This window comes from Pseudomonas sp. TWI923, from assembly GCF_039673365.1.
Taxonomy (GTDB): Bacteria; Pseudomonadota; Gammaproteobacteria; order Pseudomonadales; family Pseudomonadaceae; genus Aquipseudomonas; species Aquipseudomonas sichuanensis.
Map to the genome: position 1 here is coordinate 66127 of NZ_JBDJLM010000012.1, position 21990 is coordinate 88116.

Below are 21990 nucleotides of genomic sequence, written 5' to 3' on the forward strand. Positions count from 1 at the left end.
ACAGGCGTTGCATGCGCGCGCGTATTGCTGCCTGGCCTGCTGGTGCTTGCGGCCGGCAGCCTGGCCGCCCCGGTGGAGTTCGACTCACGCATGCTGCGCCAGGGGACTTCGAGCGACCTGCAGCGCTTCGAGGGGGCCAGCGTCATCCCGGAGGGTGAGGTGAGCCTGGACGTAACGCTCAACCAGCGGTGGATGGGCCGCTATCAGATAGCGCTGCGCACGCCGCCAGGCGCTATGCAGCCCACACCGTGCTATGGGCGCGAGCTGCTCGAAGCGCTGGGCGTCGATTTGCTGCGATTGGCGCCGGCGAAACGGGCACTGCTGGCGCAAGAAGGTGATTGCCTGGCCCTGTCCGCCTTGGGCCTGGAAGCCAGCGAGGCGCTTGCCTACGGCGAACTGCGGCTGACGCTGAGCATCGCCCGGCAGCATCTGAGCCGCCGCCCCGTCGACCACGTGGACACGCGGCAGTGGGACAGCGGGGTTGGCGCGGGTTTCGTCAACTACGACCTGAACCTTCACCAGCAGCAAATGGCACATCGGCAGGGCACTGCCTATCGAGGTTTCCTCGGCTTGCGCGGCGGGCTCAACACCGGTGACTGGTACTGGCGGCACGACGGCATTCTGCAGGGGGCGGACGATGCCCCGACCCGTTACCAACGCGGCATGACCTCGGTACGACGCGACCTGCCGGCCCTGTCGGCGCAGCTGACCCTTGGCGATGCCGCGAGCAGTTCGGATGTCTTCGCGGCCAGTGCGTTCCGAGGTCTGCAACTAGGCAGTGACGAACGCATGCTGCCGCAATCGCGGCGGGGTTATGCCCCTACGGTGCGTGGCGTGGCCAATAGCACGGCGCTGGTGAGTATTCGTCACCGTGGGGTGCTGCTGCACGAATCGAGCGTGCCTCCCGGGCCGTTCGAAATCGACGACCTCTATCCCAGCGGCTTGAGTGACGACCTGGAGGTCACGCTCAAGGAGGCGGACGGCAGCGTGACAGTGTTCAGCGTGCCGTTCCAGGCGGCGCCCTTGGCATTGCGCCCAGGCGCCAGGCGCTTCGACTTCGCTGGCGGCCACTGGCTGGATGGCTTCGGTCGCACGGGTCCTGCGTTCGGCCAAGGCAGTTGGCAGCAAGGCCTGGATGATCGTTTGAGTGTCCATGGCGGGCTCTGGGTGGCCGAAGACTATCTGGGCGGCGCCTTGGGCGTTGCCCTGAACACCGCTGTTGGCGCAGTGGGGCTGACCGCTTATCACGCAGATGCGGCGCCCAGCCCCGAGGCCGATCGGCGGGGGCAAGCCATGCGCTTGAACTGGCGACAGGACTTGACTGACACGGCGACACGCCTGGAGGCGTCCATCAGCCGCAGTCAGAGTACCGGCTATCTTGGTTTCGATCAGTTCGCCCAGGCGCGCCGCGGCCGGCATTCAGACCCGAACCAGTGGCGCGCCAGCTTCTCTCTCGATCAGGCCCTGGGCCCTGGCGCCGGCCGGCTGAGCTTTGCCGTCAACGGCGCGCGCAGCTGGTCGGGGCAGGGCGGTACCGACTACCGGCTCGGCTACAACAACCATTTTGCTGCCATGGCCTATGGCCTGAACATCGGGCGCCAACGCAGCGAGCATGGCCAGCCGTTGCGGACCATCGCCCTGACCCTCAGCATGCCGCTCGGCGAGCGCCGCCGCGATCTGTTGAGCAGCGCCGTGAGCAGCGATTCGCGGCGGCATGCCAGTACCAGCCTGCGCTGGAGTTCCCGTGCCGGCGAGCAGGCGCAGTGGGGCTATGGGCTGGCGGCACAATACCAGGCAGCGGCAGCCGATCCGGTCGGCATCGATGGCAATCTGCGTTACCGAGGCAGTGCCGGCGACCTTGCCGTTGCGCTAGGCAGTCGCGGTGACCAGCGTCATCTGGCGTTGGGCGCACGCGGTGCAGTGGTGGCCCATGCCGGCGGGGTGACGGCAGCACCGACGCTGGGCGAAAGCTTTGCCATCATCCACGCGCCTGGTGCCACAGCCGCACGGGTGCGGCAACAGCCCCAGTCGCGGGTCGACCGTCGAGGTTATGCAGTGGTGCCATCGTTGGCACCTTACAGCGTGAACACCGTCGAGATCGACCCAAAGGGTATGCCGCGCACCACCGAACTCTTGGTTGCCGGGCACAACGTGGTGCCCAGGGCCGGGGCTGCGCCACTGCTGCGCTTTGCCACGCGCGCGGGAGATTTCCATGTGCTGCTTGCCGAGCGTACGGGGGGCGAGGCTTTGCCCTTCGGTGCCCAGGTATTCGATGAGACGGGTAACGAGGTGGGGGTGGTGGGCCAGGGGGGGCAGGTTCAGATACGCAGCCAGGCCAGGCGCGGGCGGCTGCGCATCAGTTGGGGCGGTGCCGAACATCAGACGTGCTGGGTGGATTTCGAGGTGGGCCGTGCGGCCTCTGCTGTAGCCGTATGTGGCCCGCGTAGTAATCAAAAGATCTATTGATCGAGCATCGTTATAGCCAAAACCAATCAGCAACATGAGGTTTGCCAATGAGCCATTGCGCCGTCGCTTGGATAGGATGGCCTCCATCAACTTACTCACCCCATGAAGGAGCAGCACATGCCTATCATCAACAGCCAGGTCAAACCGTTCACCGCCACCGCCTACCACAAGGGCGAGTTCGTTCAGGTCAGCGAAGCCGACCTGAAAGGCAAATGGTCCGTCGTGTTCTTCTACCCAGCCGACTTCACCTTCGTCTGCCCGACCGAGCTGGGCGACCTCGCTGACAACTACGCCGAGTTCCAGAAGCTGGGCGTCGAAATCTACGGCGTGTCCACCGACACCCACTTCACCCACAAAGCCTGGCACGACACCTCGGACACCATCGGCAAGATCCAGTACCCGCTGATCGGTGACCCGACCCACATCATCTCGCGCAACTTCGACGTGCTGATCGAAGAAGCCGGCCTGGCCGATCGCGGTACCTTCGTGATCAACCCGCAAGGCCAGATCAAGATCGTCGAACTGAACGACGGTGGTGTAGGCCGTGACGCTGCCGAGCTGCTGCGCAAAGTCAAAGCCGCCCAGTACGTTGCCGCCCACCCGGGTGAAGTCTGCCCGGCCAAGTGGAAAGAAGGCGAGGCCACCCTGGCGCCGTCCCTGGACCTGGTTGGCAAGATCTAAGGCCATGTGCCAATCGCGGGCGGTGAGCAGCCGCCAAAGCTGAAGTACTCACTGCCCCGTCAAACGCCCGGGCGACCTCGCCTGGGCGTTTTTGTATCCGAAGTTTGAAAAAGGAATCGCCCGTATGTTGGACGCCACGCTTAAATCGCAACTGAAAACCTACCTGGAGCGGGTCACCCAGCCGATCGAGATCGTCGCTTCCCTCGATGACGGCGCGAAGTCCCGCGAATTGCACGACCTGCTGGTGGAAATCGCCGGCCTGTCGAACCTAATTACCTTCAGCGCGGACGGTAACGACGCCCGTCGTCCTTCGTTCTCGCTGAATCGCCCAGGGGCGGACATTAGCCTGCGCTTTGCCGGCATCCCCATGGGCCACGAATTCACCTCCCTGGTGCTGGCGCTGCTGCAGGTCGGCGGCCATCCCTCGAAAGCCAGTGCTGAAGTGATCGAGCAGATCCAGGCCCTGGAAGGCGAATTCACCTTCGAAACCTACTTCTCGCTGTCGTGCCAGAATTGCCCGGACGTGGTCCAGGCGCTGAACCTGATGGCGGTGCTCAACCCTAACGTGCGCCACGTCGCGATCGACGGCGCGCTGTTCCAGGATGAAGTGGAAAGCCGCAAGGTCATGGCGGTGCCGAGCATCTACCTGAACGGCGAAGTGTTCGGCCAGGGCCGCATGGGCCTGGAAGAGATTCTCGGCAAGATCGACACCGGCGCCGGCGCCCGCCAGGCCGAGAAGATCAACGCCAAGGACGCTTTCGACGTGCTGGTGGTCGGTGGTGGCCCAGCCGGCGCCGCGGCAGCCATCTACGCGGCACGCAAAGGCATCCGTACTGGTGTTGCCGCCGAGCGCTTCGGCGGCCAGGTACTCGACACCCTGGCCATCGAGAACTTCATCTCGGTGCAGGAAACCGAAGGGCCGAAACTGGCCACGGCGCTGGAAGAGCACGTCAAGCAGTACGACGTCGACATCATGAACCTGCAGCGCGGCGAAGCGCTGATCCCGGCCACCGATGGCGGCCTGCACGAAGTGCGTCTGGCCGGCGGTGCCTCGCTCAAGGCCAAGACCGTGATCCTGGCCACCGGTGCCCGTTGGCGCGAAATGAACGTGCCGGGCGAGCAGGAATACCGCGCCCGTGGCGTGGCCTACTGCCCGCACTGCGACGGCCCGCTGTTCAAGGGCAAGCGCGTGGCGGTGATCGGCGGCGGCAACTCCGGCGTGGAAGCGGCCATCGACCTGGCCGGTATCGTCGCCCAGGTGACCCTGATCGAGTTCGACAGCCAGCTGCGCGCCGACGCGGTACTGCAGCGCAAGTTGCACAGCCTGCCGAACGTCACGGTGATCACCCGCGCGCTGACCACCGAAGTGATCGGCAATGGCGAAAAGGTGACCGGCCTGCGTTACAAGGACCGCAGCACCGACGAAGTGCATGACCTGGCGCTGGAAGGCATCTTCGTGCAGATCGGCCTGCTGCCGAACACCGATTGGCTCAAGGGCACGGTCGAGCTGTCGCCGCGTGGCGAGATCATCGTCGATGCCAAGGGCCAGACCAGCATCCCCGGCGTGTTCGCTGCCGGTGACGTGACCACGGTGCCGTACAAGCAGATCGTCATCGCCGTGGGCGAGGGCGCCAAGGCTTCGCTGGCGGCGTTCGATCACCTGATTCGGACTTCGGCGCCGGCGTAAGCCTGTTCCGGCCTCTTCGCGGGGCAAGCCCGCTCCCACAGAATCACTGCCAGCCTCAGCCTCAGCCTCAGCCTCAGCCTCAGCCTCAGCCTCAGCCGTGCTGCAGCTCAGAGCAGGGCTTAGTTCACCAGCACTTCGTCCAGCGCCTGCTCAAGGGTGCTGACCGTGCGCTCGATATTATTCAGTTTTTCGAGCCCGAACAGCCCGATACGGAAGGTCTGGAAGTCGGCCGGCTCGTCACATTGCAACGGCACGCCGGCAGCTATCTGCAGGCCGTGCGCGGCAAATTTCTTACCGTTCTTGATATCGGCATCATCGGTGTAGCTCACCACCACACCCGGGGCCTGAAACCCGGCTGCGGCCACGCTTTTGATGCCTTTGCCGGTCAACATGGCGCGCACCCGATCGCCCAGCGCCCATTGTTCGTCGCGGAGCTTGTCGAAACCGCTGGCTTGCATCTCGTTCATTACCTCGTTGAATCGCGCCAACGCATCGCTGGGCATGGTCGCATGGTAGGCATGCCCGCCCTGTTCGTAGGCCTGCATGATCTGCAGCCACTTTTTCAGGTCGCAGGCAAAGCTGCTGCTTTGCGTGTGCTCGATGCGCTCGAGAGCCAAAGCACTGAGCATCACCAGGGCGCAGCAAGGGGAGGCGCTCCAGCCTTTCTGCGGTGCGCTGATCAGCAGGTCGACGGCGCACTTGTGCATATCGACCCAAAGCGTGCCTGAGGCGATGCAGTCCAGCACGAACAGGCCGCCCACCGCATGCACGGCGTCGCCGACGGCCCGCAGATAATCGTCGGGCAGGATGATCCCGGATGAGGTTTCAACGTGGGGGGCAAAGACAATCTGCGGCTTGTGCGTCTCGATGGCCGCCAGCACTTCGTCCAGCGGTGGGGGCGCGTAGGCTGCCTGGCGGCCGGCGTCGACCGGCCGGGCTTTCAGCACCGTGGTGGCAGCCGGGATGTTGCCCATCTCGAGGATCTGGCTCCAGCGATAACTGAACCAGCCGTTGCGGATCACCAGGCATTGCTGGTCGGTGGCGAACTGTCGCGCTACCGATTCCATGCCGAAGGTACCGCTGCCCGGCACTACCGCAACAGCCTGGGCGTTGTAGACCTGTTTCAGGGTCTTGGAGATGTTCTTCATTACTCCTTGAAACGTCTGCGACATGTGATTGAGCGAACGGTCGGTATAGACCACCGAGTACTCGACCAGCCCCTCAGGATCAATACTGGGATAAAGCTTCGACATGCGGTGACTCCTTTACCAGAGATGTCATTGGTATGGACCCGGTACCAAGCCCTGGCAAATGACAAGATTGATTAGTGCTGGACGTTCAAGTTAGCAGCCTGGCAGCTCAGATTCCTGTGGGGGCGCGAATCACCAGGCTGTCTTTCTTGTCGCCAGGTGATTGCTGCAGAAAAGCTGCGATCAGCGACGCCACTTGCTGCTGTATGACATCCCGCGCACGGCCGTTCTCGCCATCCCGGCAAATGACGCCATCCCCCGGTACTTCTGCCTCGAGCACTGACTGCGCGCCTGGTTTGCAGATCGACATGAAGGTGAAATGGCTGGCGTCGCTGATCTCGACGTAACGACTGGACGCCGCAGGCAGGCGTTTGGCCAGGTTGGCCGACTCCAGTTCAGCGGGAAGTTCGCGCGACGGTACGCCCGCTGCGATCACCAGGGCGGGTACCGGCAGGGCGGCCAGGCTTCGATCGGTCAGCCCCCGCGAAAGGCCCAGGTCCAGAGTGACCACGACCGTGACGCGTTGGTCGCGCCAATCGGCGCCCAACGCAGCCTTGGACTCTGTGGAGCCTGCAGGTTTCATCTTTGCGTAAACGGTGCAACTGGCTAACTCTGGATGGGTGTTGCAGTCCTGTTCGAAGCGCTCTGGGTCGAAGCGCGCCCCGGCGATCTCCAAGGCGGTCCAGCCGCCGAGCGAGTGGCCCACGGCTGCAATTCGGCCATCGGCGACCGCACCGAATTGTTCAGGTTGAGCGACGACCGCATCGATGGCCCGACCCAGATCAAGAGGGCGCTGCCATAACTGCGCCGCTGCCTGCGGGCTGCGGTCATGGGTCGTGCTGCCAGGGTGATTGACTGCGGCGACGATGTAGCCTTTGTGGGCCAGGGCACTGGCCAGCCAGACCTGATTGCGCCAGTTGCCCTGGTAGCCATGGGACAACACCACCAACGGATGTTTACCGGCAGCAGGTGGCGCGTCAGGCATGGCAGACGCACCGACAAACACCGGATTGTCGCCGATCAGTTGCGTGTCGGTGATGGCTTTGCTCGGGTACCAGACCACCATCTCCAGTGCACGGTCATTGTGCGGATCCGTCAGCGTGGAGGCGCGAAAGCCGACGGAGTTGCCGTCGGCCCATACGCTGGTTGTCAGGCAGGCCAGCAACAGTGCGGCGAATGTTGTTTTCAATGTCGTCTCTTCCTTGATCAGACGCGTGCATGGCACTTGAATCCGCCACAGGGCGTATCCACCCTCCAAGGGCGTCGTCGCTGATGTTGTGCTCCTCGAAGGTGGACATTAAAGCCCGGATTCGAACCACGTCCAGGCAAAATGCGCTGACCCTTTCAGGCGGGCTGGGCCGCCAGGCTGTTGCTGACGTTACGCCCCAGCACCAGCACCGTGACGAACCCGCAGCCCACCAGGGCCGTGGCCAGGCTCAACAGCACAGAACTGCCCAGCTGGTCGACGATCCGCCCGCCAAAGAACGAGCCCAGCGCGATGATCACCTGGAACATGGCAACGAACAGCGGCATGCCGCGCTCCACATCCTTGGGCGCCACCACGAACATCCAGATGCTGGCGCAGGCCGGGAAGGCGCCGAAGGCGAAGCCCCAGAGTGCGATCAGCATTGCCGCGCCGGTCATGCCGGTGGCGAAGTAGGGGAACAGCGCGGTGCTGATGGCGATCATCAGTGCCACCAGCATCAGCGTGTGGCGCACGCTGCGGTTGGCGGCGAAGCCGGCGAACAGGTTGCCCAGCACCCCGGCTACGCCATAGAGCAGCAGCAACGAGCCAATGGTCGGCCCATCGAAGCCGGCACTCTGTTTGAAGAACGGCGCGACATAGGTGTACGCGGCAAAGTGCGCCAGGCCGATCAGCAGTACCGCGATCAAGCCCACCCGTGCCTGTGGGTTGATGAACAAGGCCGGCAGGTCGCTGACGCGAATCGCCCGGTCCGGGTTGAGCCGCGGCAGCAGGAAGACCTGCGCCAGCAGCACCGGTACGCCCACCAGCGCGGTGGCCAGGAAGGTCATGCGCCAGCCCATCAGGCCGCTCAGCCAGGTGCCGACGGGCACGCCCAGCACGGTGGCCAGGGTCACCCCGACCATGATGATCGAGGTGGCCTGGGCCACGCCCACGCCCTTGGGCGCAAGGCGGCCGCTGAGGGCAATGGCGGTGGCCCAGAAACCACCGATGCTGATGCCCAGCAGCACGCGGCCGAACAGCAGCAGGCTGAAGTCGCTGGCGTAGGCCACGACGGCGTTGGCGATGATCATGACCAGGGTCAGGCCGATCAGCAGGTAGCGGCGGTCCAGGGCGCCAATGCCCACCGACAGCAAGGGGGCGGCGAGGGCGGCCATGATCCCCGGCAGGGTCACCATCAGACCGGCCTGGCCGGCGCTGATACCCAGGTCGCTGGCGACATCGTTGAGTACGCCCACCGGGAGAAACTCGCTGGTCACCAGGGCGAAGGCGCCCACGGCGACCGAGAGAATCGCCAGCCACTGCTGGCTGACGCTCTGTTGATCATGTTCGGGAAGGCCCTGGGGGGCCTGGCTGGCGCTTGGCATGGTGTTGGGTTCCAAGAGGGAAGGTCGCCTGAAGGCAGGCGCGGGAAGCAGGGAGGCAATTGGGAGGCGATTATAAGAGTCGGTTTCGGCAAGCCGACAGGCGGGGCCTTCGATAGTAATCATCAGTGCAATCGATAAGACACGCCGGAACGCCGTACGCGACCGGGCAATGAGTTGCTATGCTGCCGGCCTCATCGGCAACGCCAAGGACGTTTGGAGATGACTGCAACCTTGCGTCAGGCTTCGCCTGGTGATATCGAGCTGCTGTTCGATATCCGCACCAGCGTGAAACAGAATCACCTCTCCCGTGAACAACTGCATGCCATGGGCATCACGGCGGCCATACTCGGCGACGCCATCGGCAGTGGCCCCTGCGTCTGGATTGCCGAATGGTGCCGTGAGCCTGCCGGATTTGTCATGGTCGATCACGAAGAAGGGGAGGTATTCGCCCTGTTCGTGCGCCCCCAGCACGAAGGCAAGGGCTTGGGGCGTTTGCTGTTGCAGCGGGCGGAACAAGCGCTGTTCCAGCGCCACGAGCGGATCCACCTGACTACCGACGGCAATGAAGTCATTCGGGCGAATGGCTTCTACCGGCGATTGGGGTGGACCTGCGTCGATGCGGTCGATGACCGGGATGTGCGCTATGAGAAGCGTCGCGTAGAGGGCTGATCGCAGAGCCCGAGCCACTCACAGGGCGTATTGCGCGATCCCATGGCCGAACGACCAGTTCTCCTTGCGCACCTCGACCAGGTTGATGAACACATCCTCCAGGCGCACCCCCGCCTGCTGGTTGAGCCCTTCGGCGATGGCCAGGTACAGCGCCTTCTTCTGCTCGACGGTGCGCCCTTCGCTGAGGGTGATCTGGATGAACACCTGGCCGTCCGAGCGCTGGATGCCCAGGTACTGCGGGTCGTTCACCAGGCGGTCAGTGTCGTGCTCGGTCAAGACCTGGAAGTTGTCGTGGTCGGGCACATTGATCGTGCTTTTCATGGCGGCATAGACAACTTGGCCGATCCTAGGCAGATGGCTGGTGTCGGGGTTTCGTTTGATATCGATGCGGACCAGAGGCATGAGCGGCTCCTTGGCGGGTGGGCAGGCTGTACAGCAGCGTAGACAGGATCGAGCCGATTCACCTGCAGGATAAGCGACCGTGCCTGCTGTATGATGCGCGCCCGCTAACGGAGCAACCCATGGCCAAAGACATCGACAACCCCTGCGTCTCGCTGTGCCAGCTCAACAGCGAGTTGTGCGTGAGCTGTGGCCGCACCCGCGAAGAAATCCGCAAATGGCGCGGCATGAAGCGCCCGGAGAAGATGGCGACGGTGCAGCGCGCCGCCACCCGGATGAAGGCCATCGTCAAGAAAAACGCCAAACGCCAGGCAAGCGAATAGCGCCGCGTTCAGAAGCTTTCCAGGCCCGCCTCGATGCCGGCCTGCTGCGCCAGTTCGATCATGCTGTCGACCTGGTCGGCCGCGACGATGCAGCCCACATACTCGTCGCCGCCGGTGTCCAACTGCAGGAAGCGTTTGCCCTGGCCCGCCAGCCAATGGTCGAAGCCGCTCAGCACCTGGGCCATGGTCTGAGTGCCGTTGTGTTCATAGGCATAGTCCTCGGTGATACCGCTGGCCTTGACCAGGTGAGGTGCCAGGTACTCGAAACTGTCGAAACCGTTCCAGTCGACGGCCAGCAGCGCCCGCTGTTCAAGCGGCAAGGCCTTGTCCGGGGCCAGCAAGGCCAAGCTCAGCGCGCTGGCCGGCTCCTCGCCCTGGCCGTAGATGCGCAGCACCCGCCTGACCAGTCGGGCGCGATCCTGCTCGGGCAGGTGCGCCAGCAGGGCTTGGGTGAAGGCCTTGAGGCCTGGGCGGTAGGGGTGCAGCTCGCGCATGATCGCCGCGTCGCTGAGCGTCGGCTCATCCGGTGGCGGCTGGGTGAAACGGCCGCCGAACAAACGGTCGAAAAGTCCCATTCTGTGTCCTGTACGCTCCATTGACGGGCTAAGCAGAGCATAGCCTTAGGAACAATCGTTGCTGTGCTGTCCATCCTTATTCGGCAAGCACATCCGAAAGCATCAACCAAGGGGCTTTGCAGTCCAGGTGGGCGTGTTGCTGCTTGCTCGGCACGAAGGGCGTGTCCAGGGTGCCCAGCGCCACCGATATCCAGTCGCTGAACGGGCCCTGGCTGCGCGACCAGAACAGGCTTGTGCCGCAGTGTGTGCAGAACTGGCGCAGCACGTCGGCGGAGGAGGGGTAGGCTTTGAGCGCCTCGGCACCGCAGTGCAGACGCCACGCACTGCGTGGCACGCTGGCGTAGGTGGCGAAGGCCGCGCCATGGCCTTTGCGGCATTGGCTGCAATGGCAATGGGTCACTGCTTTGGGCCGGGCGAGCAGCTCATAGCGGATCGCCGCGCACAGGCAACTGCCCTGGTAGGTTTCGCTCATTGCGGGTTCCCGGCCAGTGCCTGGTTGACCGCCAGCCAGCCATTCACCGCCGCTTCCCCAGCCTCGGCAAACACCCGCTCCAGCAGCTTCACCTGCTCGCGGCGCAGGGCCTGTTCCAGGCGCGCGCCTTCTCCGGTCAACTGCAACAGGCGCATGCGCTTGTCGGCCTCGGACGGCAGGCTGTCCACCAAACGCATTTCCATCAGCTGGCGCAGCGGCATGTTCAACGCCTGTTTGCTCACCCCGAGCACGGCCAGCAGTTCCTTGACGCTCAGGTTCGGGTATCGGGCGATGAAAAACACGATCCGCTGGTGCACCCGGCCCAGGCCCCGGCGTTCGAGCATTTCGTCAGCCTTGGCGGTGAACGCCTGGTAGCCGAAGAAGAACGCCTCCATGGCTTGTTGCTGTGAAGCAGGGTTCTTAAGGTCAAGCATATTGACTTATCCGTGAGGGTCGTCGTAGTTTCGGTCAAGCAGTTTGACTTATTTCCTCCACGCCCCGCTACCGGTGATCCCATGGCCTTTTCTGAACGTGTCACGCGCTTAAAGAGTTCCCTGATCCGTGAAATCCTAGCCGCGGCCCAGCGCCCGGAGGTGATGTCGTTCGCCGGCGGCCTGCCGGCCGAGGCCATGCTGCCCAAGGTGGTGTGGGATGAAATGCCGGTCGCCATGGGCCAGTACGGGATGAGCGAGGGCGAGCCGGCCCTGCGCGAGGTCTTGGCGGCCGAGGCGCGGGCGTTGGGTATCGAGTGCCAGGCCAGCCAGGTGCTGGTGGTCAGCGGCTCGCAGCAGGCGCTGGACCTGGCGGCCAAGCTGTACCTGGACAAGGGCACCGAAGTACTGCTGGAAGCCCCGACCTACCTGGCCGTGCTGCAGATCTTCCAGCTGTTCGGCGCCGATTGCCTGGCCGTGCCGATGCAAGCCGACGGGCCGGACCTGGCCGCCTTGCGCCAGCGTCTGCAACAGCATCGCCCGGCGTTCATCTACCTGATCCCGACCTTCCAGAACCCGTCCGGCCTACGCTACAGCGAGGCCAAGCGCGACGCCGTGGCGGCATTGCTGGACGAGTTCGGCGTCACCTTGATCGAAGATGAGCCTTATCGCGAACTGAGTTTCGACGGTGCCAGCGCCTCACCCATCGTCAGCCGCCTGCGCAAGGCCAGCTGGATCTACACCGGCACCGTGTCGAAAACCCTGCTGCCGGGGTTGCGGGTCGGCTACTTGATCGCCAGCCCTGATCTGTTCCCCTACCTGCTACGGCTCAAGCAGGCCGCCGACCTGCACACCAACCGCGTCGGGCAGTGGCAGGTGCTGCAGTGGTTGGGCAGCGAGCAGCATCGGCAGCACCTGAGGACCTTGCGCGACTACTACCGCGAGCGCCGCGATGCGTTCCAGGCCGCGCTGCAAACGCACTTTGCCGACCTTGCCGACTGGCAGCAGCCCGAGGGCGGGCTGTTCTTCTGGCTGACCCTCAAGCAGCCGCTGGATACCCGCACCTTGCTGGCGGCTGCATTGGCGGTGGGTGTGGCGTTCATGCCGGGCGAGCCGTTCTTCCCAGAGCCGGACCAGCATCATGGGCATTTGCGGCTGAACTTCAGCCATGTGGCGCCGGGGCAGTTGGAGGAAGGGTTGCGGCGCTTGGCGCAGGTGGTGCGCGAGGGGCAGCGGGCGAGGGCGGCGTGAATCTTCGCTGACGCTATCGCGGGGCAAGCCCGCTCCCACGGCACCGTGAGCGTCAACGTGGGAGCGGCGGTGCGCCGCTGCCACTTGCCCCGCGATAGGCCCCTGTACTTGCCATCAGGCATTTCTCGACCATCCTTCTTTCTGGCGGTCCCCCACGCTGCCCAAGGAGATTCACGGATGTTCAAGCATCGCTTCGTCCCCGCCATGCTGCTGGGCGCATTGGCCCTGGCCCTCACGGCCTGCAGCAGCATCGACGCCCGCACCACCGAATACGTCGGTGCGCCGCACCCGGCGCCAACCCTGCCGGGCAACGTGGAGATCCTGCGCAGCGAGCCGACCCGGCCCCATGTGCGCTTGGGCGAGATCGTGATCGATGCCGGTACCGATGGGTCGGCTTCGGTCAGCGAAATCGAGCAGAAGTTGCGCAGCGAGGCTGCAGGCATTGGTGGCGATGCCGTTGTGGTGGTGTATGACCGCATCCAGCCGGTAGCGGCTTATGTCAGCGGGCCGTTGTGGGACCGGGATATCCGCTCCATCGAGGGGCGCAAGTTGAAGGGCATTGTCATTCGCTATAACCGCTGAATCGGGAGCGCGGACCATGCGCAGGCTGTGGCGAAAGTACCTCGACCTGCTTGAGGCCGACCTGAGCACCAAAGTCTTCGACAACTTCAAGAACTTGCTGGTGTGCGCGCTGCTGTTTGCGGCGGGGACCGAGGCTATTCATGGCAATCAGCAGGTTTTGCTCGGGCTGTGGGTTTCCAGCTTTACCGGGTGGGGGTTGATCCTGGTATCGGCGTTGTTGTTGCTGCTCAATGTCAGCGATACCCTGCATCGGTTGGCCAAGTTGCCCTATCACACGGTGTTGCAGGTGATCTTGTGTGTGCTTTATCTGGTGCTGGCTTCGCGGGTGGTTGAGATTGTGTGGAGTTTTCGGGCGGAGTAAGTCTTGAGTCTGGCGCAGCGTCATCAGCGCGCACCTCTGAATCGAGGTGAACCAACAAGGCGGACAGTGATGAGCTTGCAGGAGTGACTGGCCCGAAACAGATGTGGGAGCTGGCTTGCCATCGATGCGCCGCGCGGGCGGCGCTCGATCTCATGGGCGCTGCAAAAATACCGGCAGGCACCTGGTGGCCTTCATCCAATCTCCCGACATGCACTTGGTAGCCATTACCCAATCCTGATTGCCTAGGGCCAGCGGTGTGACGCCCAAGGGCTTGTCTTGGGATCGCATGTGGGCCAACAGGTGCACGCCAAAAGATCTGCAGCGCTCTCAAGATCGAGCGCCGCCCGCGCGGCGCATCGCTGGCAAGCCAGCTCCCACATCTGTTTCGGGCCAGTTATTCCTGATGTTTCGCCGATATACGCCTTGGTGGCTTGACGCGGAATCTCGGTGCGCGCTGACGGCCCCATGTCCTACATGAATGAATCGGATTTTCCCTCTTCTGCGTAGGTCCTTTCCGAAGCATGCTTCCAAGGCTTTTGCACCATCGAACTGAGGTCTAGTCTCGCCCAGCCGCTGCAAATTCAGCGGCCGGGTCTGCAAGCCCGTGCGGGACAACTAGATCAGCAACACCATCAGTCTTCGGCTTCTGGCACCTGACTGTGCTTTATGGTGGCTGCGTGCGGGTGACCTTCGGGTCAGCCGGGCTTTCTCTAGTTGCCCCGGTCTTGCAGGCCCGTACGTAGCCGCCACCCCTCCACCTGCAAGTGTTCGGTGGCGGTCCGATAAGCACAACTAGAGACTGTCGCCATGCTCAAAATCGTCCCCGACCCACCCCATTCCCCCGATACCCCCCAATACCTCGAAGACACCCTGGTCGAAGCCATGGAGCACGCCCTGTGCGGCCTGGCCGTGGCCCATCAATCCCTCACCTTCCTGCCCCGATCACCGGCCACCATCATGCTGATGACCGTAATGCACGAACTCGAAGCCCTGCGCACCCTGCTGGAATGCGCGCTGGCCCAGTTGCAGCGCAGGGCACAGCCCAGTGAGAACACGCTGCACTGAGCGCCTGCACTCAAACCCCAATCGAGGATGTCACATGAAAAACGACTTACCCGAAGGCATCGGCAAACTCGGCTACACCGTCGGTTCGGCCACTTGCATCGCGGGCGTGGGCGAGGGCAAGCGGCTGTTTCGCGTAGAGCCCGGCAACTGCGCCGACCACGCCTGGAGCAAGCCAGCGAACTACTGGACAGCGCCCGCCGGGCGTCATTCATCGGCGTGATGGAAAACGACCCGGTGCTGGTATGGGCCGGGTATTTTCTCGGCGACCTGGCCAAGGCCCTGATGGATGACGCACACATGGGCATGCGCAAAACCCCATGAGCGGACGGCCGGGCGGCCCGTTACCGGTCGCCCGGCGGCATGCCAAGACATTCGCTGCCGAATCCCGGATAATACCCGCCATTTTCCGCCCCGCTTCCTGGTACCCCCTCGCATGGAAATCAAGGTCAATTTTCTCGACAACCTCCGTCTCGAAGCCAAGTTCGACGACTTCACGGTGATCGCCGACCAGCCGATCCGCTACAAAGGCGATGGCTCGGCCCCGGGGCCGTTCGACTACTTCCTGGCGTCCTCGGCGCTGTGCGCGGCGTACTTCGTCAAGCTGTACTGCCAGACCCGCGACATCCCGACCGAAAACATCCGCCTGTCGCAGAACAACATCGTCGACCCGGAGAACCGCTACAACCAGATCTTCAAGATCCAGGTCGAGCTGCCCGAAGACATCAGCGACAAGGACCGCCAGGGCATCCTGCGCTCCATCGACCGCTGCACCGTGAAGAAAGTGGTGCAGACCGGCCCCGAGTTCATCATCGAACAGGTCGACAACCTCGACGCCGATGCCCAGGCGCTGCTGATGCCGGTGTCGGACAGCACCACCTACATCCCCGGCAAGGACCTGCCGCTGGAGCAGACCATCGCCAACATGTCGGCGATCCTCGCCAACCTGGGGATGAAGATCGAGATCGCCTCGTGGCGCAACATCGTGCCTAACGTGTGGTCGCTGCACGTGCGCGACGCGCAGTCGCCGATGTGCTTCACCAACGGCAAGGGCGCCACCAAGGAAGCTGCGCTGGCCTCGGCGCTGGGCGAGTTCATCGAGCGCCTGAACTGCAACTTCTTCTACAACGACCAGTTCTGGGGCGAGGACATCGCCAACGCGCCGTTCGTGCACTACCCCAACGAGCAGTGGTTCAAGCCCGGGCCCAAGGATGCGCTGCCGGAAGAGATCCTCGACGAGCACTGCCTGGCCATCTTCAACCCCGACGGCGAGCTGCGTGGCTCGCACCTGTACGACACCAACTCGGGCAACAAGGAACGCGGCATCTGCTCGCTGCCGTTCGTGCGCCAGTCCGACGGTGAGACGGTGTACTTCCCGTCCAACCTGATCGAGAACCTGTACCTGAGCAACGGCATGAGCGCCGGCAACACCCTGGCTGAAGCCCAGGTGCAGTGCCTGTCGGAGATCTTCGAGCGGGCGGTCAAGCGCGAGATCCTCGAAGACGAACTGTGCCTGCCGGACGTGCCGCAGGAGGTGCTGGCCAAGTACCCAGGCATCGTCGCCGGTATCCAGGGGCTGGAAGAGCAGGGCTTCCCGGTGCTGGTCAAGGACGCCTCGCTGGGCGGTGAGTTCCCGGTGATGTGCGTGACCCTGATGAACCCGCGCACCGGTGGCGTGTTTGCCTCGTTCGGCGCCCACCCAAGCTTCGAAGTGGCGCTGGAGCGCAGCCTCACCGAACTGCTGCAGGGCCGCAGCTTCGAAGGCCTGAACGACCTGCCGCAGCCGACCTTCGACAGCCTGGCAGTGACCGAGCCGAACAACTTCGTCGAGCACTTCATCGACTCCAGCGGCGTGGTGTCGTGGCGCTTCTTCGGCGCCAAGCCCGACTACGAATTCGTCGAGTGGGACTTCAGCGGCCATGGCGAGGACTCCAACGTACAAGAGGCCGACACCTTGTTCGGCATCCTCCAGGACATGGGCAAGGAAGTGTACATGGCGGTGTACGACGACCTCGGCGCCACCGCCTGCCGCATCCTGGTGCCGGGCTACTCGGAGATCTACCCGGTCGAGGACCTGATCTGGGACAACACCAACCGCGCGCTGGGTTTCCGCGCCGACATCCTCAACTTGCACAGCCTCGACAACCGCTCGCTGAAGCTGCTGCTCAAGCGCCTGGACAATGCCGAGGTGGATGACTACACCACCATCACCACGCTGATCGGCGTGGAGTTCGACGACAACACGGTGTGGGGCCAGCTGACCATCCTCGAGCTCAAGCTGCTGATCCAGCTGGCGGTGCAGCGCTTCGAGGAGGCCAAGGAACTGGTGGAAATGTTCCTGCAGTTCAACGACAACACCGTTGAGCGCGGGCTGTTCTACCAGGCGCTGAACGTGGTGCTGGAGGTGGTGCTGGACGACGAGCTGGAGATGGAAGATTACGAGCACAACTTCCGTCGCATGTTCGGCAACGAGCGAATGGACGCGGTGCTGGGCTCGGTGGATGGCAGCGTGCGCTTCCATGGCCTGACCCCGACCAGCATGAAGCTCGAAGGCCTGGACCGCCACCTGCGCCTGGTGGAGAGCTACAAGAAGCTGCATGCGGCGCGGGCGAGGGCGGCTGGGTTGCAGGGCTGATCAGCGAAAGCTGGCGCGATCGCCGGGTTTGGTCTTAGCTGTCCCGGGGTCGGCGGTTCATGCGCCGGCATCCCGAAGGACAGACCAGGACCAAGGAGGTCATGTTGAAAGGCAAATTGCTGGCGGCATCGCTGCTGCTGTGGATGTGCTCGATGACGGCGTACGCCGATTGCGCGGTGCTGGGGCCGCAACCGGACCCTTGCGCGGGGCCTGTGCTCGGCCCCACCGAGTGCGTCTGCCCCTGAAGCAAACAAGGAATGTTCGAAAAAGACCAGGAGGTCGAAAATGAAGAAGGTGCTGTTGGCTGTGCTGTTTTCCCTGGGTTTCTCGCTGACCGCCCAGGCCTCGTGCCCGGTGTTCGGGCCGGGTAAGGATCCGTGCGCAGGGCCGGTATTCGGGCCGTCTACCTGCCAATGCCCGTGAGTTATGCATAGTAGGAATGGGGCTGCTTCGCAGCCCTTTTCTGGATGGTCCAATATTCCTTGGCAAGTTTGTAAAGCGTCCCAGCATAGCGCTCACCCTCAAAGCAAATCCGCCTACAATATTCAATTATTTGTGGCGTGCCGAAATAGACCATGCATGAAAGAAAATCATAATCAGTGTGCCGGCATTCAGCACTATTAGGTCCCGATAAAAATTGTCACCATAATCAATTTCCACGAAAAATGTCTTATCATCTTTCAAGAGCACCATATAAAGTGGCCCCCCCCCCCCCCCCCCCATTGCAAAACCATGCAAATGAGCTGGCACTTCCCGAAATACACTGCTGTTTGCAGAGTGCAAATGCTGTCGAAGAAGTAGCGTTGATGCTACATCCGCCAGGGTCACTAGCGCAAATTCAAAGATGCTCACTTTTTAAGCTACTCATTGAACTATTGTGTGGTCGCGCCATTTGTAAGTCCATCCAAAAAACTGCAAATATACTCGTCTGTTTCACTGCCATCTTTTTAGCAGCGGAATAGTACTTGTAGAGCCTCAATGCATCCGCTTTTAGAGCAGGCCGAAGCAACGCCCCACCGACAGCGCTGCATCGGCAGATAATTAGGCTAGTGTACCCTCCCGCTCGGTACGCCCTAAACTTTTATAAACTTCACGATAGTCTTTTCTGGGCGGCCCCTGCATGCCATCTTCTCCTTCATGGAATTATCTTGCATTTCCACGAAACGCCACCATGTCCTTGCTATTCGGCTGTGACCAAAACTTTGGGTCAGTCAACGTTTCGTGAGGTCAAAGCCCAAATGTGGAAAAAGAACATTGCCGCAGTAAGGAAAACCACAAGCCAGAAACCGAAATCAGTTATAGAGTTATAGGGGAATCGGATAAGTCCCTCTCCGCTCATCATTTCAATATAAACGCCCCCCATGAAACCATTGAATAATGATGACCCTAAAAATTGCAGAAATTTGTCCAGCTTCTTGAAAATGAATCTATTAAGCAGCAAGCTGATTGCGATATCGCATGTCGCCAAAAGCCCCAGAAGCAGCAGCTTCATTCTTTGTACTCATCCACCCATTGCTTAATGGTCAGGCCAGATGTGGAAAGCTCGACCCCAAGCCCTCCCTTACCTAGCTGTCTTATTTTTCGCTCTTTGTCAGCATCCATATATCGATATAGCCGCCATGCATCTCGCTTTGGAACCTTTCGCCACAACGCCCGCCCCGACAGGAAAAGATCCGCCGTGTAGTAAGCGAGATTGCCATCCCGCTCGCTGTACCCCAGGCTCTTGGCCGCATTTTGATAGAACTCCCTCACAGGCCCGACCACATCAGTTCGACCTTCGTAGAGACCTCGGGCATTTTCGTAAAGGTTGTTACCTCCGTGCATGATCAACGGAGCTCCGTGAATCACGCATGTGGAACCAAGACTCCCTATGCAGCTCCCTAACCCCTCAGCAAATTGCGAGACGCCGCCAGCCATGCCTACCAACTGGCTAAATATCCGCGACGCTTGCGAGTAAAGACTCTTCTTCTCGGCCTGAATCCGCTCAAGCCCTTGCTCCGGGGTGATGCGTCGCTCGTACACATCGTCCATCACCCGCCGCGCGTAATAAGCCAGTTCACGATTGAACTGCATCCGCAACCGCCGATCGCTCAGGTGTTTAGCACTAATCCCACAGCCATAGCTGATCAACCGAGACGCCGCCGCATTCACCTCCCAATACGCCTCATCCAGCCGCTCGCCATATTCTTCGTCACGCTGGCTCATAGCTGCTCACCCCAGCTGGCGTACCCGGTGGTACCGGCGGCGTGGTGAATCCAGCTGATGCTCCGATAGCTGATCAGCAGCCGCTCCTCGGCGTCCTGGTCGGTCAAGAGCACCGCATGGGGCACATCCATTTCCTGGCTGACGATCACCGCACCCTCCAGCCTCACGGAGAAGTACTTCTCCCGATGGCCTGCCGGATGAATGCGGTACAGCTGGATATCGCAGTCGAGCACTTCCCGGCTGTCCACGGCCTGGGCCAGCAAGGGCGTGGACTTGTCGATGAGCTTGGTGACCTCAACGGGGTGGTGGATGCCGCGCTGGGTGTTGTCCGGGTTGGAAATGCCGTGGCTGAACGACATCACCATGATCTCGTCCTGGTGCGCGATCTGGCACCTGTTGCCGATGGACGCCTGGGTATTGCAGCCTGACGAAATCAAACCTTGCCGCTTGCCGGTGATGCTCATGTATCCGTTGAAAGCCATGGGCTGCACTCCTTGTGGGGAAAGGATCGCAGCCTACGAAAACGCTCACGGCGTGTATGCCGGACGCTTCTGAAATATCCGGCCTTTGCAGAACGCTTTGTTTATTGAGCTTGGATGCTACGGGTGATTGGCCGTGGCCGAACAAGCCTCAGCAATCTTGCGCCAGCCACAAATCCTGGGGCCGCTGCGCGCCCCTATCGCGACACAAGGCCGCTCCTACCAGGGGGGGGCGTTTATCTGGCCAAGGGCTATGTCGCTCCCCGCCACCGCGCACGTCGCATTCAGACAAGCACGCGTCTTTGCCAATCTGCTCCCGCCACCGGCAAAACCGAATAATTGATCCATCGGTCAACCCTGCGCCACGGGCTGGCAGTGGCCAACCGCCGTCGCCCGGCGGGCATGAACGCCCTGCAGGTGTCGTTCTGGCAGAACCTGGTGGTGGCGATCGTCGTGGCGCCGCTTGCCTTCAGCCACCTGGCCACCAGCAGCCTGAGCGCCTCGGACTGGATCAACCTGGCGCTGCTGGGGGTGTTCTGCACCGGGCTTTCGCAGTTCCTGTTCGTCAAGAGCCTGGACGGGCTCCAGGCGCGCACCGCGGGCATGATCATCGCCCTGGAGCCGGTGTACGCCATCGCCTGCGCCTGGTGGCTGTTCGGCGAACAGCCGTCGCTGCGCATGGCGGCGGGCGCGGCGCTGATCGTGCTGGCCACGGTGTGCTGCGCCTGGCGCAAGGCACCGAGCCACTGAGCCGGCAACACCCTCTACCTGCCCGGGCGCGCATGGTTTATGGTGCCAGGCTGCAATCTGGAGGGTAACGACATGGACATCGACAAACTGCACGGCCGCCTGGAGTTCCTGCGCCAGGCGGAGCAGCTCAAAAGCGTGCTCAGAAGCGCGCACACTTCGTCCGGGCGGGCCGAGAGCACCGCCGAGCACACCTGGCGCCTGTGCCTGATGGCCATGACCTTCGCCGACGAACTGGCCGGCCTGGACCTGCTCAAGGTGCTCAGGATGTGTGTCATCCATGACCTGGGCGAAGCCATCCATGGTGATGTCCCGGCCATCAGCAAGCATGCGTTCCCCGACAAGAGCGAGCAGGAACGCACCGACCTGAAGACGCTGCTGTCCAGCCTGGACGCGCCGCTGCAGGCCGAGCTGCTGGCGCTGTGGGAAGACTACGAAGCCGCGGCCTCGCCGGAAGCCCAGGCGGTCAAGGCGCTGGACAAACTCGAAACCCTGCTGCAGCACAACCAGGGCCGCAACCCGCCGGATTTCGACTACGCCTTCAACCTGAGCTACGGCAAGCACTACACAGCGGCCACCCCGCTGTTCGCGGCGCTGCGCCAGCTGATCGACGCCGACACCCGCAGCAACCTGCAGCTGAACCTCAACATCCGCGACGAGCAGCCCGGCGATATCGACGCCATCAGCCGGCTGACAGAGGCGGCCTTTGCCAACGCCGAACATAGCAGCCACACCGAGCAGTTCATCGTCACGGCGCTACGCAAGGCCGGGCAGCTCACGCTGTCGCTGGTCGCCGAGGAAGGTGGGGTGCTGGTCGGCCATGTCGCCATTTCCCCGGTGACGATTGCATCCGGCGCCAGTGGTTGGTTCGGCCTGGGGCCGATTTCCGTGGCGCCGTCGCGCCAGGGCCAGGGCATTGGCACGGCGCTGATGCAGGCCGCGTTGGCCGAGCTACGGCGCCTGGGCGGCCAGGGTTGTGTGGTGCTGGGTGATCCGGCCTACTACGGGCGTTTCGGTTTCAAGGCCGAGCCGGCGCTGGTGCTGCCCGGTGTGCCGGCGGAGTACTTCCAGGCCCTCGCCCTGGCCGGGCCGGTACCCAGCGGTCAGGTCAGCTATCACCCGGCGTTCGAAGCACAGGCCTGAG

General features: G+C 62.7%; 26 protein-coding genes and 2 pseudogenes. 17 read left to right on the top strand and 11 right to left on the bottom strand.

What is annotated here, in order from left to right; all coding sequences use genetic code 11:
- The first annotated feature begins 24 nt into the window (after positions 1–24).
- The 3 genes from ABE459_RS07975 to ahpF all read left to right on the top strand — a co-directional run bounded on the left by ABE459_RS07975 (position 25) and on the right by ahpF (position 4834).
- The gene (locus ABE459_RS07975) at positions 25–2466 is read left to right on the top strand and encodes a fimbria/pilus outer membrane usher protein (RefSeq protein WP_323828656.1); all 2442 of its coding nucleotides are present in this window, start codon (positions 25–27) and stop codon (positions 2464–2466) included.
- Between the two features lie 117 nt (positions 2467–2583).
- Complete coding sequence (gene ahpC / locus ABE459_RS07980) at positions 2584–3147, top strand: alkyl hydroperoxide reductase subunit C (protein ID WP_110993908.1); 564 nt, start codon at positions 2584–2586, stop codon at positions 3145–3147.
- Between the two features lie 124 nt (positions 3148–3271).
- Complete coding sequence (gene ahpF / locus ABE459_RS07985) at positions 3272–4834, top strand: alkyl hydroperoxide reductase subunit F (protein WP_125859359.1); 1563 nt, start codon at positions 3272–3274, stop codon at positions 4832–4834.
- Between the two features lie 119 nt (positions 4835–4953).
- Here ahpF and ABE459_RS07990 read toward each other — a convergent pair whose 3' ends face one another.
- From ABE459_RS07990 to ABE459_RS08000, 3 genes are all read right to left on the bottom strand, one after another.
- A complete protein-coding gene (locus tag ABE459_RS07990; protein WP_323833582.1) occupies positions 4954–6087 on the bottom strand; it encodes an aminotransferase class V-fold PLP-dependent enzyme in 1134 nt (377 codons plus the stop codon).
- A gap of 106 nt (positions 6088–6193) precedes the next feature.
- Positions 6194–7273: an alpha/beta fold hydrolase gene (locus tag ABE459_RS07995; protein WP_323833599.1), complete on the bottom strand. Its 1080-nt coding sequence runs from the start codon at positions 7271–7273 to the stop codon at positions 6194–6196.
- 155 nt (positions 7274–7428) lie between these two features.
- The gene (locus ABE459_RS08000) at positions 7429–8655 is read right to left on the bottom strand and encodes an MFS transporter (protein ID WP_323833580.1); all 1227 of its coding nucleotides are present in this window, start codon (positions 8653–8655) and stop codon (positions 7429–7431) included.
- A gap of 219 nt (positions 8656–8874) precedes the next feature.
- Here ABE459_RS08000 and ABE459_RS08005 point away from each other — a divergent pair, with 219 nt between their 5' ends.
- A complete protein-coding gene (locus ABE459_RS08005; protein ID WP_323833578.1) occupies positions 8875–9324 on the top strand; it encodes a GNAT family N-acetyltransferase in 450 nt (149 codons plus the stop codon).
- 18 nt (positions 9325–9342) lie between these two features.
- Here ABE459_RS08005 and ABE459_RS08010 read toward each other — a convergent pair whose 3' ends face one another.
- The gene (locus ABE459_RS08010; RefSeq protein WP_323833576.1) at positions 9343–9726 is read right to left on the bottom strand and encodes a tautomerase family protein; all 384 of its coding nucleotides are present in this window, start codon (positions 9724–9726) and stop codon (positions 9343–9345) included.
- 119 nt (positions 9727–9845) lie between these two features.
- Between ABE459_RS08010 and ABE459_RS08015 the strand changes: the two genes are divergently transcribed.
- Positions 9846–10046, top strand: a complete 201-nt coding sequence (locus ABE459_RS08015; protein ID WP_258706262.1) for a DUF1289 domain-containing protein — start codon at positions 9846–9848, stop codon at positions 10044–10046.
- Positions 10047–10054: 8 nt separating this feature from the next.
- Here ABE459_RS08015 and ABE459_RS08020 read toward each other — a convergent pair whose 3' ends face one another.
- The 3 genes from ABE459_RS08020 to ABE459_RS08030 form a co-directional block, all read right to left on the bottom strand.
- Positions 10055–10621, bottom strand: coding sequence for a hypothetical protein (locus tag ABE459_RS08020; protein WP_323833573.1), 567 nt, complete (start codon positions 10619–10621; stop codon positions 10055–10057).
- A gap of 76 nt (positions 10622–10697) precedes the next feature.
- The gene (locus ABE459_RS08025) at positions 10698–11093 is read right to left on the bottom strand and encodes a GFA family protein (RefSeq protein WP_323833571.1); all 396 of its coding nucleotides are present in this window, start codon (positions 11091–11093) and stop codon (positions 10698–10700) included.
- Positions 11090–11527 (bottom strand): MarR family transcriptional regulator, encoded by a 438-nt coding sequence (locus ABE459_RS08030; RefSeq protein ID WP_323833569.1) that lies wholly within the window; start codon positions 11525–11527, stop codon positions 11090–11092. Before ABE459_RS08030 ends, ABE459_RS08025 begins: the two co-directional genes overlap by 4 nt.
- Before the next feature lie 81 nt (positions 11528–11608).
- On the opposite strand from ABE459_RS08030, the gene ABE459_RS08035 reads away from it, so the two are divergent.
- From ABE459_RS08035 to ABE459_RS08075, 9 genes are all read left to right on the top strand, one after another.
- On the top strand, positions 11609–12775 hold the full coding sequence (locus ABE459_RS08035; RefSeq protein WP_346648005.1) for a PLP-dependent aminotransferase family protein: 1167 nt from the start codon (positions 11609–11611) through the stop codon (positions 12773–12775).
- Positions 12776–12952: 177 nt separating this feature from the next.
- On the top strand, positions 12953–13357 hold the full coding sequence (locus tag ABE459_RS08040; RefSeq protein WP_323833565.1) for a hypothetical protein: 405 nt from the start codon (positions 12953–12955) through the stop codon (positions 13355–13357).
- A gap of 16 nt (positions 13358–13373) precedes the next feature.
- Complete coding sequence (locus tag ABE459_RS08045; protein WP_125463653.1) at positions 13374–13718, top strand: hypothetical protein; 345 nt, start codon at positions 13374–13376, stop codon at positions 13716–13718.
- A gap of 807 nt (positions 13719–14525) precedes the next feature.
- Positions 14526–14783, top strand: coding sequence for a hypothetical protein (locus ABE459_RS08050; RefSeq protein WP_323833563.1), 258 nt, complete (start codon positions 14526–14528; stop codon positions 14781–14783).
- Positions 14784–14817: 34 nt separating this feature from the next.
- Positions 14818–15003, top strand: a complete 186-nt coding sequence (locus ABE459_RS08055) for a hypothetical protein (RefSeq protein WP_346648006.1) — start codon at positions 14818–14820, stop codon at positions 15001–15003.
- Positions 15003–15104: a hypothetical protein gene (locus ABE459_RS08060; protein WP_346648008.1), complete on the top strand. Its 102-nt coding sequence runs from the start codon at positions 15003–15005 to the stop codon at positions 15102–15104. The genes ABE459_RS08055 and ABE459_RS08060 overlap by 1 nt, the downstream gene beginning before the upstream one ends.
- 112 nt (positions 15105–15216) lie before the next feature.
- Positions 15217–17415, top strand: coding sequence for an OsmC domain/YcaO domain-containing protein (locus tag ABE459_RS08065; protein ID WP_323833559.1), 2199 nt, complete (start codon positions 15217–15219; stop codon positions 17413–17415).
- 104 nt (positions 17416–17519) lie between these two features.
- A complete protein-coding gene (locus tag ABE459_RS08070) occupies positions 17520–17660 on the top strand; it encodes a hypothetical protein (RefSeq protein WP_110995256.1) in 141 nt (46 codons plus the stop codon).
- 40 nt (positions 17661–17700) lie between these two features.
- Positions 17701–17838, top strand: coding sequence for a hypothetical protein (locus tag ABE459_RS08075; protein WP_167409849.1), 138 nt, complete (start codon positions 17701–17703; stop codon positions 17836–17838).
- A gap of 126 nt (positions 17839–17964) precedes the next feature.
- Here ABE459_RS08075 and ABE459_RS08080 read toward each other — a convergent pair whose 3' ends face one another.
- The 4 genes from ABE459_RS08080 to ABE459_RS08095 all read right to left on the bottom strand — a co-directional run bounded on the left by ABE459_RS08080 (position 17965) and on the right by ABE459_RS08095 (position 20102).
- Positions 17965–18267: a hypothetical protein gene (locus ABE459_RS08080; protein ID WP_346648007.1), complete on the bottom strand. Its 303-nt coding sequence runs from the start codon at positions 18265–18267 to the stop codon at positions 17965–17967.
- 355 nt (positions 18268–18622) lie between these two features.
- Positions 18623–18907, bottom strand: coding sequence for a hypothetical protein (locus ABE459_RS08085; RefSeq protein WP_323833940.1), 285 nt, complete (start codon positions 18905–18907; stop codon positions 18623–18625).
- Entirely contained in the window at positions 18904–19620 is a 717-nt protein-coding gene (locus ABE459_RS08090) for a DUF4225 domain-containing protein (RefSeq protein WP_323833942.1), read from the bottom strand. Before ABE459_RS08090 ends, ABE459_RS08085 begins: the two co-directional genes overlap by 4 nt.
- Positions 19617–20102, bottom strand: coding sequence for an Hcp family type VI secretion system effector (locus tag ABE459_RS08095; RefSeq protein WP_323833944.1), 486 nt, complete (start codon positions 20100–20102; stop codon positions 19617–19619). The genes ABE459_RS08090 and ABE459_RS08095 overlap by 4 nt, the downstream gene beginning before the upstream one ends.
- Before the next feature lie 372 nt (positions 20103–20474).
- On the opposite strand from ABE459_RS08095, the pseudogene ABE459_RS08100 reads away from it, so the two are divergent.
- The 3 genes and pseudogenes from ABE459_RS08100 to ABE459_RS08110 all read left to right on the top strand — a co-directional run.
- Positions 20475–20849 (top strand): annotated as a pseudogene (locus ABE459_RS08100) (DMT family transporter); the annotation flags it as partial.
- Between the two features lie 72 nt (positions 20850–20921).
- Positions 20922–21470: pseudogene (locus ABE459_RS08105) on the top strand (HD domain-containing protein); the annotation flags it as partial.
- Positions 21471–21482: 12 nt separating this feature from the next.
- Positions 21483–21989 carry an N-acetyltransferase gene (locus ABE459_RS08110; protein ID WP_323833958.1) on the top strand — a complete coding sequence of 169 codons (507 nt, stop codon included), beginning with the start codon at positions 21483–21485 and terminating at the stop codon, positions 21987–21989.
- Position 21990 lies beyond the last annotated feature (1 nt).

Coding starts and splice junctions, on each gene's coding strand:
- ahpC (WP_110993908.1), top strand. CDS start 2,584: ATGCCTATCATCAACAGCCAGGTCAAACCGTTCACCGCCACCGCCTAC.
- ahpF (WP_125859359.1), top strand. CDS start 3,272: ATGTTGGACGCCACGCTTAAATCGCAACTGAAAACCTACCTGGAGCGG.
- ABE459_RS07990 (WP_323833582.1), bottom strand. CDS start 6,087: ATGTCGAAGCTTTATCCCAGTATTGATCCTGAGGGGCTGGTCGAGTAC.
- ABE459_RS08000 (WP_323833580.1), bottom strand. CDS start 8,655: ATGCCAAGCGCCAGCCAGGCCCCCCAGGGCCTTCCCGAACATGATCAA.
- ABE459_RS08005 (WP_323833578.1), top strand. CDS start 8,875: ATGACTGCAACCTTGCGTCAGGCTTCGCCTGGTGATATCGAGCTGCTG.
- ABE459_RS08010 (WP_323833576.1), bottom strand. CDS start 9,726: ATGCCTCTGGTCCGCATCGATATCAAACGAAACCCCGACACCAGCCAT.
- ABE459_RS08015 (WP_258706262.1), top strand. CDS start 9,846: ATGGCCAAAGACATCGACAACCCCTGCGTCTCGCTGTGCCAGCTCAAC.
- ABE459_RS08020 (WP_323833573.1), bottom strand. CDS start 10,621: ATGGGACTTTTCGACCGTTTGTTCGGCGGCCGTTTCACCCAGCCGCCA.
- ABE459_RS08025 (WP_323833571.1), bottom strand. CDS start 11,093: ATGAGCGAAACCTACCAGGGCAGTTGCCTGTGCGCGGCGATCCGCTAT.
- ABE459_RS08030 (WP_323833569.1), bottom strand. CDS start 11,527: ATGCTTGACCTTAAGAACCCTGCTTCACAGCAACAAGCCATGGAGGCG.
- ABE459_RS08035 (WP_346648005.1), top strand. CDS start 11,609: ATGGCCTTTTCTGAACGTGTCACGCGCTTAAAGAGTTCCCTGATCCGT.
- ABE459_RS08040 (WP_323833565.1), top strand. CDS start 12,953: ATGTTCAAGCATCGCTTCGTCCCCGCCATGCTGCTGGGCGCATTGGCC.
- ABE459_RS08045 (WP_125463653.1), top strand. CDS start 13,374: ATGCGCAGGCTGTGGCGAAAGTACCTCGACCTGCTTGAGGCCGACCTG.
- ABE459_RS08050 (WP_323833563.1), top strand. CDS start 14,526: ATGCTCAAAATCGTCCCCGACCCACCCCATTCCCCCGATACCCCCCAA.
- ABE459_RS08055 (WP_346648006.1), top strand. CDS start 14,818: ATGAAAAACGACTTACCCGAAGGCATCGGCAAACTCGGCTACACCGTC.
- ABE459_RS08060 (WP_346648008.1), top strand. CDS start 15,003: ATGGAAAACGACCCGGTGCTGGTATGGGCCGGGTATTTTCTCGGCGAC.
- ABE459_RS08065 (WP_323833559.1), top strand. CDS start 15,217: ATGGAAATCAAGGTCAATTTTCTCGACAACCTCCGTCTCGAAGCCAAG.
- ABE459_RS08075 (WP_167409849.1), top strand. CDS start 17,701: ATGAAGAAGGTGCTGTTGGCTGTGCTGTTTTCCCTGGGTTTCTCGCTG.
- ABE459_RS08085 (WP_323833940.1), bottom strand. CDS start 18,907: ATGAAGCTGCTGCTTCTGGGGCTTTTGGCGACATGCGATATCGCAATC.
- ABE459_RS08090 (WP_323833942.1), bottom strand. CDS start 19,620: ATGAGCCAGCGTGACGAAGAATATGGCGAGCGGCTGGATGAGGCGTAT.
- ABE459_RS08095 (WP_323833944.1), bottom strand. CDS start 20,102: ATGGCTTTCAACGGATACATGAGCATCACCGGCAAGCGGCAAGGTTTG.